This window comes from Hansschlegelia sp. KR7-227 (genome assembly GCF_049446035.1).
GTDB lineage: Bacteria > Pseudomonadota > Alphaproteobacteria > Rhizobiales > Methylopilaceae > Methylopila.
In genome coordinates this window covers 358,849-373,272 of sequence record NZ_JBMSEA010000002.1, presented here as the reverse complement: position 1 = coordinate 373,272, position 14,424 = coordinate 358,849, and the positions used below count along the sequence as shown (strand labels likewise).

13 protein-coding genes are annotated in these 14,424 nt (G+C 68.9%); 1 reads left to right on the top strand and 12 read right to left on the bottom strand.

The annotated features are described in order from the left end of the window. Nucleotides 1-151: 151 nt before the first annotated feature. The 12 genes from ACO2RJ_RS17150 to rimP all read right to left on the bottom strand — a co-directional run bounded on the left by ACO2RJ_RS17150 (nt 152) and on the right by rimP (nt 13,779). Nucleotides 152-1,252 carry an ABC transporter substrate-binding protein gene (locus tag ACO2RJ_RS17150; RefSeq protein ID WP_423269414.1) on the bottom strand — a complete coding sequence of 367 codons (1,101 nt, stop codon included), beginning with the start codon at nt 1,250-1,252 and terminating at the stop codon, nt 152-154. Between the two features lie 171 nt (nt 1,253-1,423). Beyond that, nucleotides 1,424-2,332, bottom strand: coding sequence for a LysR substrate-binding domain-containing protein (locus ACO2RJ_RS17145; protein ID WP_423269338.1), 909 nt, complete (start codon nt 2,330-2,332; stop codon nt 1,424-1,426). Nucleotides 2,333-2,356: 24 nt separating this feature from the next. Continuing rightward, nucleotides 2,357-2,926 (bottom strand): peroxiredoxin, encoded by a 570-nt coding sequence (locus ACO2RJ_RS17140; RefSeq protein ID WP_423269337.1) that lies wholly within the window; start codon nt 2,924-2,926, stop codon nt 2,357-2,359. Nucleotides 2,927-3,012: 86 nt separating this feature from the next. After that, nucleotides 3,013-3,453 (bottom strand): YciI family protein, encoded by a 441-nt coding sequence (locus ACO2RJ_RS17135; protein ID WP_423269336.1) that lies wholly within the window; start codon nt 3,451-3,453, stop codon nt 3,013-3,015. 230 nt (nt 3,454-3,683) lie between these two features. Continuing rightward, a complete protein-coding gene (gene pnp, locus ACO2RJ_RS17130) occupies nt 3,684-5,912 on the bottom strand; it encodes a polyribonucleotide nucleotidyltransferase (RefSeq protein WP_423269335.1) in 2,229 nt (742 codons plus the stop codon). Between the two features lie 286 nt (nt 5,913-6,198). Then, nucleotides 6,199-6,468 (bottom strand): 30S ribosomal protein S15, encoded by a 270-nt coding sequence (gene rpsO, locus ACO2RJ_RS17125; protein WP_423269334.1) that lies wholly within the window; start codon nt 6,466-6,468, stop codon nt 6,199-6,201. Between the two features lie 42 nt (nt 6,469-6,510). Further along, a complete protein-coding gene (gene truB / locus ACO2RJ_RS17120; RefSeq protein WP_423269333.1) occupies nt 6,511-7,440 on the bottom strand; it encodes a tRNA pseudouridine(55) synthase TruB in 930 nt (309 codons plus the stop codon). Beyond that, on the bottom strand, nt 7,437-7,850 hold the full coding sequence (gene rbfA, locus ACO2RJ_RS17115) for a 30S ribosome-binding factor RbfA (RefSeq protein ID WP_423269332.1): 414 nt from the start codon (nt 7,848-7,850) through the stop codon (nt 7,437-7,439). The genes truB and rbfA overlap by 4 nt, the downstream gene beginning before the upstream one ends. Before the next feature lie 276 nt (nt 7,851-8,126). After that, the gene (gene infB / locus ACO2RJ_RS17110) at nt 8,127-10,781 is read right to left on the bottom strand and encodes a translation initiation factor IF-2 (protein ID WP_423269331.1); all 2,655 of its coding nucleotides are present in this window, start codon (nt 10,779-10,781) and stop codon (nt 8,127-8,129) included. A gap of 52 nt (nt 10,782-10,833) precedes the next feature. After that, complete coding sequence (locus ACO2RJ_RS17105) at nt 10,834-11,475, bottom strand: RNA-binding protein (protein WP_423269330.1); 642 nt, start codon at nt 11,473-11,475, stop codon at nt 10,834-10,836. A gap of 13 nt (nt 11,476-11,488) precedes the next feature. Then, on the bottom strand, nt 11,489-13,105 hold the full coding sequence (nusA, locus tag ACO2RJ_RS17100) for a transcription termination factor NusA (RefSeq protein ID WP_423269329.1): 1,617 nt from the start codon (nt 13,103-13,105) through the stop codon (nt 11,489-11,491). 5 nt (nt 13,106-13,110) lie between these two features. Beyond that, the gene (rimP, locus tag ACO2RJ_RS17095) at nt 13,111-13,779 is read right to left on the bottom strand and encodes a ribosome maturation factor RimP (protein ID WP_423269328.1); all 669 of its coding nucleotides are present in this window, start codon (nt 13,777-13,779) and stop codon (nt 13,111-13,113) included. Between the two features lie 230 nt (nt 13,780-14,009). Here rimP and ACO2RJ_RS17090 point away from each other — a divergent pair, with 230 nt between their 5' ends. After that, nucleotides 14,010-14,420 (top strand): diacylglycerol kinase, encoded by a 411-nt coding sequence (locus ACO2RJ_RS17090; protein WP_423269327.1) that lies wholly within the window; start codon nt 14,010-14,012, stop codon nt 14,418-14,420. Nucleotides 14,421-14,424: the final 4 nt, after the last annotated feature.

The window sequence follows — 14,424 nt, the reverse complement described above, 5'->3', positions numbered from 1 at the left end:
GCCGCGCGACGGACGGGGCGCCCTCCGCACCCGTCATCCCGGGCTTGTCCCGGGATCTATAGCCGCCGACCGAGCCGCGCTGATCGAGACATGCGGCGATGGATCCCGGGACAAGCCCGGGATGACGGCGGCGGTCAGGGAGCCGCTGCCCCTACTTCCCCATCACCGCGATGTAATCCGACACCCAGCGCGAATAGGGCACGCAGGTTCCGGCCTCGCACTTCGCCGTCGGCGTGCGCCAGAACTTGATCTTCTCGAAATTGTCGAAGCCGTTGGTGGCGCAGCCCTCGTCGGTCAGCAGCGCGTTGCCCTTGCAGGCCGCGGGCGCCGCGGGCACCGAGCCGAACCAGGCCGCGAGATCGCCCTGAAGTTTCGGCGACAGCGAGTGCTCCAGCCATTTGTAGGCGCAGTTCGGGTGCTTGGCGTCGGTCGCCATCATCGTGCTGTCGGCCCAGCCCGTGGCCCCTTCCTCAGGGATGGTCGAGGCGATCTTGCGCTTGTCGGCGACGAGCGTGTTCACCTGGAACGGCCAGGAGCCCGAGGCGACGACGCCCTCGGTCTTGAAGTCGTCGACCTGCACGGCGGCGTCGTGCCAGTAGCGCGCGACGAGCGCCCGCTGGCCCTTCAGCAGCTCCAGCGCCGCGGCGTACTGCTCCTCGGTGAGGGCGTAGGGGTCCTTGATCCCGAGCTCGGGCTTCTTCGCCATAAGGTAGTTGGCGGCGTCGGCGATGTAGATCGGCCCGTCATAGGCCTGCACGCGGCCCTTGTTCGGCTTGCCGTCCGGAAGGTCCATGGGCTCGAACACCACGCTCCAGCTCTTGGGCGCCTCCTTGAAGACCTCGGTGTTGTACATCAGCACGTTCGGCCCCCACTGAAACGGCACGCCGTAGTGCTTGCCGTCCACCGTGTGCCAGGGGGCGCTCTGGAGCCGCTTGTCGACCGTGCCCCAGCTCGGGATCAGCTCGGGATTGATCGGCTGCACCTTCTTGCCGGCGACGAGCCGGAGCGAGGCGTCGCCCGAGGCGGTCACGAGGTCGAAGCCGCCGGCGTTCATCAGCGTGACCATCTCGTCGGAGGTCGCGGCCGTCTTCACGCTGACCTTGCAGCCGGTGTCCTTCTCGAAGGAGGTGACCCAGTCATAGGCCTTGTCGGTCTCGCCGCGCTCGATGTAGCCGGGCCATGCGACGATCGACACTTCGCCTTCGCCCTCGCCGACCTTGGTCATCTCGGCGACGGCGGCGGTCTGGCTCATGAGGAGCGCTACGGCGGCTCCGGCGGCGGCGATGCGGAACGCGGCGGACATCCTCATGACCTCTCCTCTCGACGAATTGGGGTGCGGAAATGCCTAAAAACTCAGCCTAGCCAAGAAAGCGGCAATCACAAATTCATTCGCCCCGGGAGTGATATCGGATTATCCGATATCTCAGCGCGGCCTCATTGACGTCCGGAGCCGGGCCATCGCGATCAGATCCCGCGCGGCCGGCTGCACCACGGAGCCGCGCCGCCAGGCGATGCCGACCCGCGCCTCCGGAACCGCGCCCGTCACGCGCCGGTTCTCGATCCGGTCGCCCTCGAGCGACCACGGCCGGTAGACGAGGTCGGGCAGCAGCGCCACGCCCGCTCCGGTGGCGACGAGGCTGCGCACGGCCTCGACCGAGCGGGTCCGGAACCCGACCTCCGGCCGCGCGCCGAGTTCCGCGAGGACACGCTCGGCGCCCGCCTCGGCGTCGTCGGTCGTCAGCACGATCAGCTTTTCCCGCCCGATCTCGGCGACGTCGACGACCTCGCTCTCCGTCAGCCGGTGGCCGAGCGGCAGCCAGAGCTTGTAGGGCGAGCGCTCGAACACCTCGACCTGGAGGGCGGCGTGGTCGCGCAGGCTGGAGACCTCCAGAATGGCGACGTCGAGCTCGCCGCCCACGAGCAGATGTTCGAGATATTCCGCGCTGTCCTCGATCGCTCTGAGCTCGATCGCCGGGTGCGCCCGCCGGTAGCGCGCGAGCACGTCCGGCAGGACGTAGCCGGCGACGAGCGCGGTGACGCCGAGATTGAGCCGCCCGGTGGTCGCCACCGCGTCGTCGGCGAAGCTCTGGCGCGCGTCGGAGACGGCGCTGAGGATGCGGGTCGCGTGCCGGTAGAACTGCTGACCCTGCTGCGTGACGGCGAGGCCGCGGCGGCGGCGTTCGAACAGCTGCACGCCGAGATCGAGCTCGAGCGCCTTGATCGATTCCGTCACGGCCGACTGCGATACGGCGAGGCTCTGCGCCGCGCCCGACACCGTGCCGCCCTCGGCGACGGCGAGGAAGTAGCGCAACTGGCGCAGGGTGAAGCTCAACGGCCCGGCTCCGCGTCGTCCGCGTCAGGCCGCCCCTTTCAGCCAGTCGACGACGTCCGCGGCGCTGCGGTCCGGCGGGAATACGGGATAGAACAGCTTCGTGACGACGCCGTCGTCGACGACGAGCGTGAAGCGTCTGGTCAGCGTCATGCCTTCGACCTCCATCGTCGGCAGGTTCGCGGCGCGGCACAGCGCGAGCTCGGCGTCCGACAGCAGCGCGAACGGCAAATGGAGGCGCTCGGCCGCCTCGCGCTGGTAGGCGGAGTCCTGTGTCGAAAGGCCGAACAGACGGTCGACGCCGAGCGCCGTGATCTCGGCGAAGTGATCGCGGAAGGCGCAGCTCTGCGGGGTGCAGCCGCGCGCGCCCGGGATCATGTCCCAGCCGTGAGGGTTCTCCACGCCGGGGCGGCCGGTCCGGGGATAGGCGTAGACGACCGTGCGCCCGGGGAGGGCCGCGAGGTCGACCGAGGAGCCGTCGGTCGCCGCGAGCGCGACATGCGGCAGGCGCGCTCCCGCGAGATGCGCCGCCGCCCCGTCGTCCTGCGGGGCGGGGATGGCGGACCAGTCGGGCGTCGCGACGGTGTTTGCGGACATGGCGATCTCCTGCGGACGCCGACCATACGAGCGACGCGCGCAGGCGGGAATGGCCCGCCGCCTCGCCAGAACGTCGCGCGGCCCGTTCAGGCCTTTGCGACGCCGGGGCGATCTTCGAACGCTTTCTCCATGTCGAGCCAGGCCTGCGGCTTGTCGCCCTCCGGCAGCTCGAAGTCGGACATTTCGTAGATCTGCCGAACCTCCAGCTCGACCGGCCCGTCCTCCTTCGGCCAGCGCTTCACCCAGTCGAGCGCCTCCTCGAGCGAGGAGGCCTGGATCATGGTGAAGCCGGCGATCAACTCCTTGGTCTCGGCGAACGGCCCGTCGGTGACGAGCGGCGTCGCGCCGTCGCGCGAGATCCGCACGCGCGCGCCCTTCCGCGACGGCTGCAGGCCGTCGCCGGCCAGGAACACGCCGGCCTTGATCATCTCCATGTTGTAGGCGGCCATCGCCTCCATCAGTTCCGGCGTGACCTTGTCCTCGCCCTCGGTGTTGGCGTCGGCTTTGCGGATGATCATGAAGCGCATGGCTCGGTCTCCTTTCGGGCCGGCGAAGGTCGGCCCCGGCGATAGGACGATCGCCGGACGGGGCGTCCGACATTTTTGTCGCGCTTTTTCCGCGTTTGGCGCAAGGCGCGCCCGCCCGCCGCCGCCGTTCCCGAAACCAGCCTGTCGCCCTTGGTCGAAGGGAAACGGGCGCAAAGAAAAAGCGCCCCGGAGGGCGCTTGATCCTTGTCGTAAGATGAGGGTTCAGCCGATCACTCGGCCGCCTCTTCGCGACGACGGCGCGGGCCGCCGCGGCGCGAGCGGCCTTCGCCGCCAGCGTCGCCCTCGGACGCTTCCGGGGCCGGAGCGGCTTCGCCGCCTTCGCCGCCCTTGCCCTCGAGGTCCTCGCCGGTCTCCTGGTCGACGACCTTCATCGAAAGCCTGGTCTTGCCGCGGTCGTCGAAGCCCATGAGCTTCACCTTGACCTTGTCGCCTTCCTTGAGGACGTCGGAGACCTTGGCCACCCGATCCCTCGAGATCTGGCTGACATGGACGAGGCCGTCCTTGGCGCCAAAGAAGTTCACGAAAGCGCCGAACTCGACGACCTTCACGACCGTGCCGTCATAGACCAGGCCGACTTCCGGATCGGACGCGATCGACTTGATCCAGTTGATCGCGGCCTTGATCGCCTTGCCGTCCGACGACGCGACCTTGATGGTGCCGTCGTCCTCGACGTTCACCTTGGCGCCGGTCTTCTCGACGATCTCGCGGATCACCTTGCCGCCGGTGCCGATCACTTCGCGGATCTTGTCGGTCGGGATCTTGATGACCTCGATGCGCGGCGCGTATTCGCCGAGCTCGGCGCGGCCGGACGTGAGCGCGTTCGCCATCTCGCCCAGAATGTGCAGACGGCCGTCCTTCGCCTGGCCGAGGGCGACCTTCATGATCTCCTCGGTGATGCCGGCGATCTTGATGTCCATCTGGAGAGCCGTGACGCCCTCCTCGGTGCCGGCGACCTTGAAGTCCATGTCGCCGAGGTGGTCCTCGTCGCCGAGGATGTCGGACAGCACCGCGAACTTTTCGCCCTCGAGGATCAGGCCCATCGCGATGCCCGCGACCGGCCGCTTCAGCGGCACGCCCGCGTCCATGGCCGAGAGCGAGGCGCCGCAGACGGACGCCATCGAGGAGGAGCCGTTCGACTCGGTGATCTCGGAGACGATGCGCAGCGTGTAGGGGAACTCGTCCGCCTTCGGCAGCATCGGATGGATCGCGCGCCATGCGAGCTTGCCGTGGCCGACTTCGCGGCGGCCGGGAGCGCCCATGCGGCCGGTCTCGCCGACGGAGTAGGGCGGGAAGTTGTAATGGAGCAGGAAGCGCTCCTTGTAGGTGCCGCCGAGCGCGTCGATGAACTGCTCGTCCTCGCCGGTGCCGAGGGTGGCGACGACCATCGCCTGGGTCTCGCCGCGGGTGAACAGCGCCGAGCCATGGGTGCGCGGCAGCACGCCGACCTCGGAGACGATCGGACGGACCGTCGTGAGATCGCGGCCGTCGATGCGGATCTTGTCGTCGAGAATGCCCCAGCGAACGATCTTCGCTTCGAGCTCCTTGAACACGCCGCCGAGCTTGATCGGGGTCACGGCGTTCTCGTCGCCTTCGGCGCAGAACGCCTCGATCGCCTTCTTCTTGGCGGCGGCGACGGCGTCCTGACGCTCGGTCTTGGCCTTGATCTTGTAGGCGGCGCGGAGGTCGGCCTCAACCAGGTCCTTGAGCTTGGCCTCAAGCTCCGACATGTCGTCGACCTTGTGCTCGCGCGGCTCCTTGGCGGCCTTCTCCGCGAGGCGGATGATGGCGTCGATCACCGGCTGGAAGCCGGCGTGACCGAACATCACGGCGCCGAGCATGACGTCTTCGGAGAGCTCCTTGGCTTCCGATTCGACCATCAGCACCGCGTCCTGCGTGCCGGCGACGACGAGGTCGAGATCCGAGCCGTCCATCCGGTCGGAGACCGGGTTGAGCACGTACTCGCCGTCGATGTAGCCGACGCGCGCGCCGCCGATCGGGCCCATGAAGGGCGCGCCGGACAAGGTCAGCGCAGCGGATGCGGCCACCATGCCCAGAATGTCGGGATCGTTCTCGAGGTCGTAGGACAGGACCGTGATGACGACCTGCGTCTCGTTCTTGTAGCCCGCGGCGAACAGCGGGCGGATCGGCCGGTCGATCAGGCGCGAGGTCAGCGTGTCCTTCTCGGTCGGCCCGCGCTCGCGCTTGAAGTAGCCGCCCGGGATGCGGCCGGCCGCGTAGTACTTCTCGGTGTAGTTGACCGTGAGCGGGAAGAAGTCGATGCCGGCCTTCGCCGACTTCGCCGACACGGCGGTCGCGAGCACGGTGGTGTCGCCATAGGTGGCGAGCACGGCGCCGTCGGCCTGACGGGCCATACGGCCGGATTCGAGGGTCAGCGTGCGGCCGGCCCACTCGATGGATTCGCGATGAATTTCAAACATGCGTCTTGTGTCCTTGCGGTCGTCGGACCGAAGGATGCCGTCGGGCACTTTCGTGATCGCCACGGGCAAGACGGCGCGACGCTTCCTTCTTCAGACCTCTTGGCCTGACGAAGTCCGATACGACGGACCTCGCTGAAGCGTCCTGCGATCCTGCCCCATGACGTTCGGGCCCGATGGCGTCCCGGGTCCCTTGTCCTGTACGGCGCCGGCGCCCCATGCGCCGACGTCCTCATCTCATTGAACGAAGGACGGCCGATCGGAGGCCGTCGCCCGCGTGTTCCTTACGTCAGCGGCGGATGCCGAGACGCTCGATCAGCGTCTGGTAGCGCGGCTGGTCGTGACTCTTGACATAGTCGAGCAGCGACCTGCGCTGGCTCACGAGCTTCAGCAGGCCGCGCCGCGAATGGTTGTCCTTGGCGTGGGTCTTGAAATGCTCGGTCAGGTTCGTGATCCGCTCGGTGAGGATCGCGACCTGCACTTCCGGCGAGCCCGTGTCGCCTTCCTTGGTCGCGTATTGGCCGACCAGTTCCTTCTTACGTTCAGCTGTAATCGACATCGGTCTCTTTCTCGGTCGATCGTGGTTTGATCCCGCCCGGCCTCACGGCCGGTCGAGGTGAAACACGCGTCTGGGATGAAGTTCGCCGCGATCAATCTCGCCGAGCGCGATCAACGCGCCCTCGGTCGTCACGGAGACCGGTCCTCGAAAGGTCGGAGCATCCCGTCCGCGCAGCAGCACCGGTTGCCCATTGAGCAATCGGGCCGCCTCCGCCCGGTTGACGGCGAGCGCCGGGATGTCGTCCAGCGCCGTCTCTACCGGAAGGAGAGCGTCAGCGAGACCTTGCTCGCCGGCGGCACCCTGTCGCAAACGTTCCAGTTCGTCCAGCGAAATCGCGTCCTTCTCGCTGAAACCGCCGACCGCCGTGCGCCTCAGAGCGGAGACGTGACCGCGCGTTCCGAGCGCGCGGCCGAGATCGCGGGCGAGGGCGCGGACATAGGTGCCCTTGCCGCATTCGGCCTCGAACACGGCGCGGTCAGGCGCCGGCGTCTCAACGAGCTCCAGCCGGTGGACCGTGATGACGCGCGGCTCGAGCGTCACCTCCGCGCCTTCGCGCGCGAGATCGTAGGCGCGCTCGCCGTCGATCTTGAGCGCCGAGAATTTCGGGGGAACCTGCTCAATCTCGCCCAGGAAGGCGGGCAGGGCGGCCATGATCGCCTCGCGCGTCGGCCGGATGTCAGAGGTCGCGACGGGCGTCCCCTCCGCGTCGTCCGTGTCGGTCTCGACCCCCCACAGCACCTCGAAGCGGTAGACCTTCCGGCCGTCCATCACGAAGGGCACCGTCTTGGTCGCCTCGCCGAAGGCGATCGGCAGGACGCCCGACGCGAGCGGATCGAGCGTGCCGGCGTGGCCCGCCTTCTTCGCCTGATACATCCAGCGCGCCTTCGACACGGCATGGGTCGACGTGACCCCCACCGGTTTGTCGAGGATCAGCCAGCCCGAGATGTCGAGCCCCTTCTTGCGGCGGCTCACCGTTCGTCCTCGGCGCCGTCGTCGGCGACGAGGTCGCGCCGGACCTCTGGCGAGCGGAGCAGGGCGTCGATCTGCGAGCCCTTCTCGAAGCTGTCGTCGACGCGGAACCGGAGGTCCGGCGCGGATTTCAGGTCCATGCGCTTCACGACCAGCATCCGCAGCTGCTTGCGGTTGGCGTCGAGCGCCTTGAGCACCTTGTCGACGTCCTTGCCGCCGAGCGGCATGACGTAGGCGGTGGCGAGCTTCAGATCCGGGGTCATGCGGACCTCGGGCACGGTGACGACGTGCGTCTCGAGCACGGGATCCATCACCTCGCCGCGCTGGAGCACGTCGGCGAGCGCGTGGCGAACGAGTTCGCCCACGCGAAGCATGCGCTGGGACGGGGCTTTCGGCCCTGAATTACGGGACATTCTCATTTCCTCTTCGCCGTGCGGCGCGCCGTAGCTGCGCCGTCGGGACCGGGGTCGGACCGGGCCCGAGCGGATGACGTTTAAAGCTCGAGAGCACGACGCGGCTGAGGCGCACTGCGTGCTTCGAGACGCCTCGGCTGTCGCCGAGGCTCCTCAGCATGAGGATCGTAGTGGTTTCCGGCGCCCTCCGCGCTCCTCATCCTGAGGAGGCCCGAAGGGTTGTCTCGAAGGACGCACGGCCGTCGCCACCGATGTGGAGGCGACGGCCGCCGGGCCTCAGAGCGTGCGCTTCACTTCCGTCACGCGGTAGCACTCGATGACGTCGCCGGCGCGCATGTCCTGGTAGTTCTCGAAGGACATGCCGCACTCCATGCCGGCGCGGACTTCCGCCACGTCGTCCTTGAAGCGCTTCAGCGTCGAGAGCTTGCCTTCGTGGATCACCACGTTCTCGCGGATCAGGCGGACGCTCGCGCCCTTCTGGACCACGCCCTCGGTGACGAGGCAGCCGGCGATCTTGCCGACCTTGGACACCGCGAAGATCTCGCGGATCTCGGCGTTGCCGAGGAAGTCCTCTCGCCGCTCCGGCGACAGCATGCCGGACATCGCCTGCTTAATGTCGTCCACGAGATCGTAGATGATGTTGTAGTAGCGGATCTCGGTGCCGGACCGCTCGGCCGCCTCGCGCGCGTCCTTCAGGGCCCGCACGTTGAAGCCGAGCACGACCGCGTTCGAGGCCGCCGCCAGGATCACGTCGCTCTCGGTGACGCCGCCGGCGCCGGAGAGCAGGACGCGCACCCCGACCTCGTCGTTGCCGACCTTCTCAAGCGCCTGCACGATCGCCTCGACCGAGCCCTGAACGTCGCCCTTGATGACGAGCGGGAACTCCTTTTTGCCCGCCGTCTTGATCTGCGACATCATCTCTTCGAGGCCGCTGACGCGGACCGTCGCGCGGGCCGCCGCCTGCTCGCGCTTCTGGCGCTGGCGGTATTCGGCGACTTCGCGGGCGCGGGCCTCGTTCTCGACGACCGCGAGGCGGTCGCCCGCCTCGGGCGCGCCGTTGAAGCCGAGAATCTCGACCGGGGTCGACGGACCGGCTTCGGAGACTGCGGTTCCCTTGTCGTCGGCGAGCGCGCGCACGCGGCCCCATTCGGAGCCCGCGACCACGACGTCGCCCTGATGCAGGGTGCCGCGCTGCACGAGAACCGTCGCGACCGGGCCGCGGCCGCGGTCGAGCTTCGCCTCGATCACGACGCCCTCGGCCGACCGGTTGGGATTGGCCTTCAGGTCGAGCAGTTCAGCCTGCAACTGGATGATCTCGAGCAACTTGTCGAGGTTCTCGCCGGTCTTGGCCGACACCTCGACCTCCAGCGTCTCGCCGCCGAGCGACTCAACCTGGATCTCGTACTGCAGCAGGTCGGTGCGCACGCGCTGCGGGTTGGCGTCCTCTTTGTCGATCTTGTTGATCGCCACGATGATCGGCACCCCCGCCGCTCGGGCGTGGTTCACCGCTTCCGCCGTCTGCGGCATCACGCCGTCGTCGGCCGCGACCACCAGCACCACAATGTCGGTCGACCGCGCGCCGCGCTGGCGCATCGCGGTGAAGGCCGCATGGCCCGGCGTGTCGATGAAGGTGATCAGCCCGCCCAGCGGCGACGTCACCTGATAGGCGCCGATGTGCTGGGTGATGCCGCCGGCTTCGCCCTTGACCACGCTGGTGTGGCGGATCGCGTCGAGCAGCGAGGTCTTGCCGTGGTCGACATGGCCCATGATGGTCACGACCGGCGGACGCGGCAGCGCCTCGCCCTCGGCGTCGGCTGCGTCGAACAGGCCTTCCTCGACGTCCGATTCCGCGACGCGGCGGACCGTGTGGCCGAGCTCTTCGGCGATCAGCTGCGCGGTGTCGGCGTCGACCAGCTCATTGATCTTCTTCATGACGCCCTGCTTCATCAGCAGGCGCACGACGTCGACCGCGCGCTCCGACATGCGGTTTGCGAGTTCCTGAACCGTGATCGTCTCGGGAATGATCACTTCGCGGATCAACTTCTCCTTGGGCTCCTGGGAGCCCTTGCCGGACATGCGCTGGACGCGGCGGCGATAGGAGGCGACGGACCGGGTGCGGTCCTCGCCGGTCGCGCCGGTCGCCGTCGTGATCGTGAGGCGGCCGCGCTCCTTGGCCTGGCCGACCCGCGGCGTGCGCTCGGGCTTCGCCGGCGTGACGGGGCGCACGGGTCCTGGACCCGTGCGGCGCGGCGCGGCGCGGGCGGGCTCCTCCATCTCGGGCTGCGGACGGCGGCCGATCACCGGCGGGCGGGCGCCGGCGTCGCGACGAGGCGCGGCGGGCGCGGACTCGCGCGGCGGGGAGACGGGCGCCGAGGTGGCCGGGGCCGGAGTCTCGCCGAGCCGCTTGACGGCCTCGGCCTCGGCGCGGCGCTTGGTCTCGTCCTCCAGCGCGCGACGGGCGTCTTCTTCGCGCTTACGGCTCTCGGCGGCGAGGCGCTCGCGCTCCTCCTCCGCCTCGCGGATGATGCGGGCGCGGGCGTCGTCCTGGGCCTTTTTGCGGTCTTCGGCCTCACGAACCCGGGCGCCGGCGAGCGCTTGAGCGCGCGCGCCCATCTCGTCGGAGGTGAGGGTCCTCAGAACCATGCTGCTGGCGTTCGGCCTCTGCGCCGGCCGCGGGGCGGGGGACGCGGCCGGACGGGCGGGCTGGGCGGCCGGAGCCTGCGCCTGCGGGGGCGGCGGCGGCGCGGCCGGGGTCGGCTTGACCTCGCCCGGCGCCAGCGTCCGCCGCTTCACCTTCTCCACGACGACCGCGTTCGTCCGGCCGTGGCTGAAGCTCTGCTTCACCAGGCCGGCCTCGGCCGGACGCTTCAAGCTGAGCGTCTTCGGGGAGGCCGTAAGCGTCTTGTCGCCGGTCGTCTTCGTATCCGTCATGCCTTGTCCGTTCCTGCGGGCCCAATCGCCCGACCCACTGCTCTCGTCGGCCTCAAGAAGCCGAGTCTTGGCCGGCTCCGTCGGCGTCTACGCCCCGATAGCGCGCGAGAGCGTCGCATCGCGCGAGAAAGGCCGCGCTGACCGGACCTGCGAGCAGCGCAGCATGTACCACATTCGACCGCCCCAACGCCAAGTCCAATTGACTTCCGCGGAACAGCCTGACCGCTCGCATTTCGGTCGACCGGCCAGACCGCCGGGCGGCCTGGCCAAGCTTGCGCACGCCGTCTTCGCCGGCGTCCTGCGCCTCGATCAGAGCGACGACCGCCTCCTTGGCGAGCGCCGCTTCGACCTTGGCGAAGCCGGCCAGCACAAGGCCGGCCTTGTTGGCGAAACCGAGCATCGCGAGCGTCTGGCGCTCGATCAGCCCGTCCGTCACCGCGTCGAGCGCCGGATCGACCGTCACCTCGTCCTTGAAGCCGCGGGCGAAAGCCCTCTTCTTCATGGCGAGACGGACGGCGTCGCCCGACGCCGTCACCCATACGCCCCGGCCGGGAAGCTCGCGCTTCAGGTCGGGGACGACCGCGCCGTCCGGCGCGCGGACGAAGCGGATCAGCTCGCCCGCCGGCCGCACGGTCCGCGTCGCGACGCAGGTGCGCTCAGGCGCCTTGCGGTCGTCCTCGCGCGGCGCGTCCACGATTACGGCTCCCTCAGGCCCGCGCCGGCTCGACGTCGGCCTCGTCGCCCTCGGCCGCCGCCGGTTCGGGCGGCAGGAGGTCGGCTTCCGAAATATAGCCGGCCTTGACGCGGGCCTGCATGATCATGGCCTCGGCCTCGTCCCGGGTGATCTCGAACCCGTCGAGCGCGCCCGCCTCGCGGCGCGGCTCCGGCCCGGACCGGTCGATCCAGCCGGCGAGGTCGTCGGTCGCGCAGTCGGCGAGATCCGCGACCGTCTTGATGTCGTGCTCGCCGAAGGCGACCATCATCGCCGTGGTGACGCCCGGCACCTCGCGCAGTTCGTCCGCGACGCCGAGCTCCTTACGGCGCATGTCGTGCTCCGCCTCGATGCGCGCAAGGTGATCGAGCGCGCGGTTCTGGATCTCGGTCGCCATGTCTTCGTCGAAGCCTTCGATGGTCGCGAGTTCGGCGATCTCGACGAAGGCGACCTCTTCGACGGAGGTGAAGCCTTCCGCCGCGAGCAGCTGGCCGAGCGTCTCGTCGACGTCGAGGGCGTTCATGAACGTCTCCGTGCGGGACACGAACTCCTTGTGGCGACGCTCGCTCTCTTCGGCCTCCGTCAGGATGTCGATGTCCCAGCCGGTGAGCTGCGAGGCCAGGCGCACGTTCTGGCCGCGCCGGCCGATCGCGAGCGAAAGCTGGTCGTCCGGCACGACGACCTCGATCTTCGCGCTGTCCTCGTCGAGCACGACCTTGACGACCTGGGCGGGCTGGAGCGCGTTCACGATGAAGGTGGCCGCGTCCGGCGACCAGGGAATGATGTCGATTTTCTCGCCCTGAAGCTCCTGCACCACCGCCTGCACGCGCGAGCCGCGCATGCCGACGCAGGCGCCGACGGGGTCGATCGACGAGTCGCGGGAGATCACCGCGATCTTGGCGCGCGAGCCAGGGTCGCGCGCGACCGCCTTGATCTCGATGACGCCGTCATAGATCTCCGGCACCTCCTGCGCGAACAGCTTCGCCATGAACTGCGGGTGCGTGCGCGACAGGAAGATCTGGGGCCCGCGCGGCTCGCGCCGCACGTCGTAGACGAAGGCCCGAACGCGGTCGCCCACGCGGAAGAGCTCCCGAGGGAGCAGTTCGTCGCGGCGCACGATCGCCTCGCCGCGGCCGAGATCAGCGACCACGTTGCCGTATTCGACGCGCTTGACGAGACCGTTCACGATGTCGCCGATGCGGTCCTTGTATTCCTGATACTGCCGGTCGCGTTCGGCGTCGCGCACCTTCTGGACGATGACCTGCTTGGCCGACTGCGCGGCGATGCGGCCGAAGTCGAAGGGCGGCAGCGTTTCGGCGATATAGTCGCCGGCTTGGGCCGCAGGGTTCTTCTTGCGCGCGTCCTCGACCGAGATCTCGACATTGTCATTGTCGACGAGGTCGACCACGAGCATCAGCCGCGACAGGCGGATGTCGCCGCTCTTCGGGTTGATCTCGGCGCGAATCTCGGTCTCCTGGCCGTAGCGCGATTTCGCGGCTTTCTGGATCGCGTCCTCCATCGCCTCGAGGACGATCGACTTGTCGATCACCTTCTCGCGGGCGACGGCTTCCGCGATCTGCAGAAGTTCGAGCCGATTGGCGCTGACCGCCATGTTCGTTACCTCCGTCCCTTCGACGCGGCCTTGGCGCCGTTCGTCGTGTCGTTCCCGTCGTCGGCGGACGCCACGTCGGGCGAGTCGTCCGGCGCGCGGCCGGCAGCCTTGGCGCGCCTGAGCGCCTCGCGGATCAGGTCGTCCGTCAGGATGAGCCGCGCCTCGCCGATGTCGGCGATCGGCAGGCTGACGCGCGCCACCTCGTCCTTGGAGGCGTCGTCGCGGCGCAGGATCGCGTTCGATCCTTCGACGCCTTCGAGAACGCCCTTGAAGCGCTTCCGGCCGTCGACCGGGATCTCCATTTCGACCTTGGCGAGATGGCCGGCCCAGCGGGCGAAGTCCGAGACCCGGACGAGCGGGCGATCGATGCCAGGCGACGACATTTCGAGATGATACGCCCGGTCGATCGGGTCCTCGACGTCGAGCACCGGCGAGATCGCCTTGGACGCCGCTTCGCAATCCTCGACGGTGAAGGTGCCGTCGGCGCGCTCCGCCATGACCTGCAGCGTGTAGCCGTTCCGGCCGGACGACTTCACGCGCACCACGCGGAAGCCGAGATCGATCAGCGTCGGGCCGACGATCGCGGCCACGCGCGCGTCGACGCCGGCCTCCGTCACGAGGCGCGGCTCGTCAAGAGGGCTGTCGATGTCGAGCGCTATACCGTGGTCCGTCAATCCGTAAGGCCTAAAGAGGTTTGGAGCGGGCCCCGCAGGACCCACCCTCGAACGGTCCCTATGGACCAATCGACGATGTAAGTGATGGGGCGCATATACGCCGGTCGGCGCGCCTTCGCAAGGCTCCGCCGCGCCTCCACCCCCGTCCGGCGCTTCGCCCGCCGAGCTTTGACGCCTGCAGGCGGAACGCGCTAGCCCTCGCGAGCGCCCATCGACCCAAGGAAGACGCGATGCCCGACGTTCGCTCGATCTGCGCCATCGGCCTCAGAGGCCAGATGGGGCTCAACGGCGTGCTGCCCTGGGAGGGCGACCAGAGGCCGGAGTTCACGGCCGACGTCGCGCGCTTCTTCGACGTCACGCGCGGCCACGTGCTGATCGCCGGCGAGAAGACGATCGGGGCGATCCCGGATTTCGCCCGCGGCGACCGGACGCTGTTCGTGATCCGTCGCGACATGCAGCCGGAGAAGGTGCTGGCGCAGTTTCCGGACCGCGTCGTCTATGTCGGCGGGGGGCCGGTCGCCTGGGGCGTCTATGCGCCCTTCATCCGGCACTGGGACATCAACCGGCTGCCCTATGACGGCGAGGCGGATCGCTGGTTCGACCCGCAATGGCTGCTCGCCGGCGGCGCCGCGCTCAGTTGAGGCC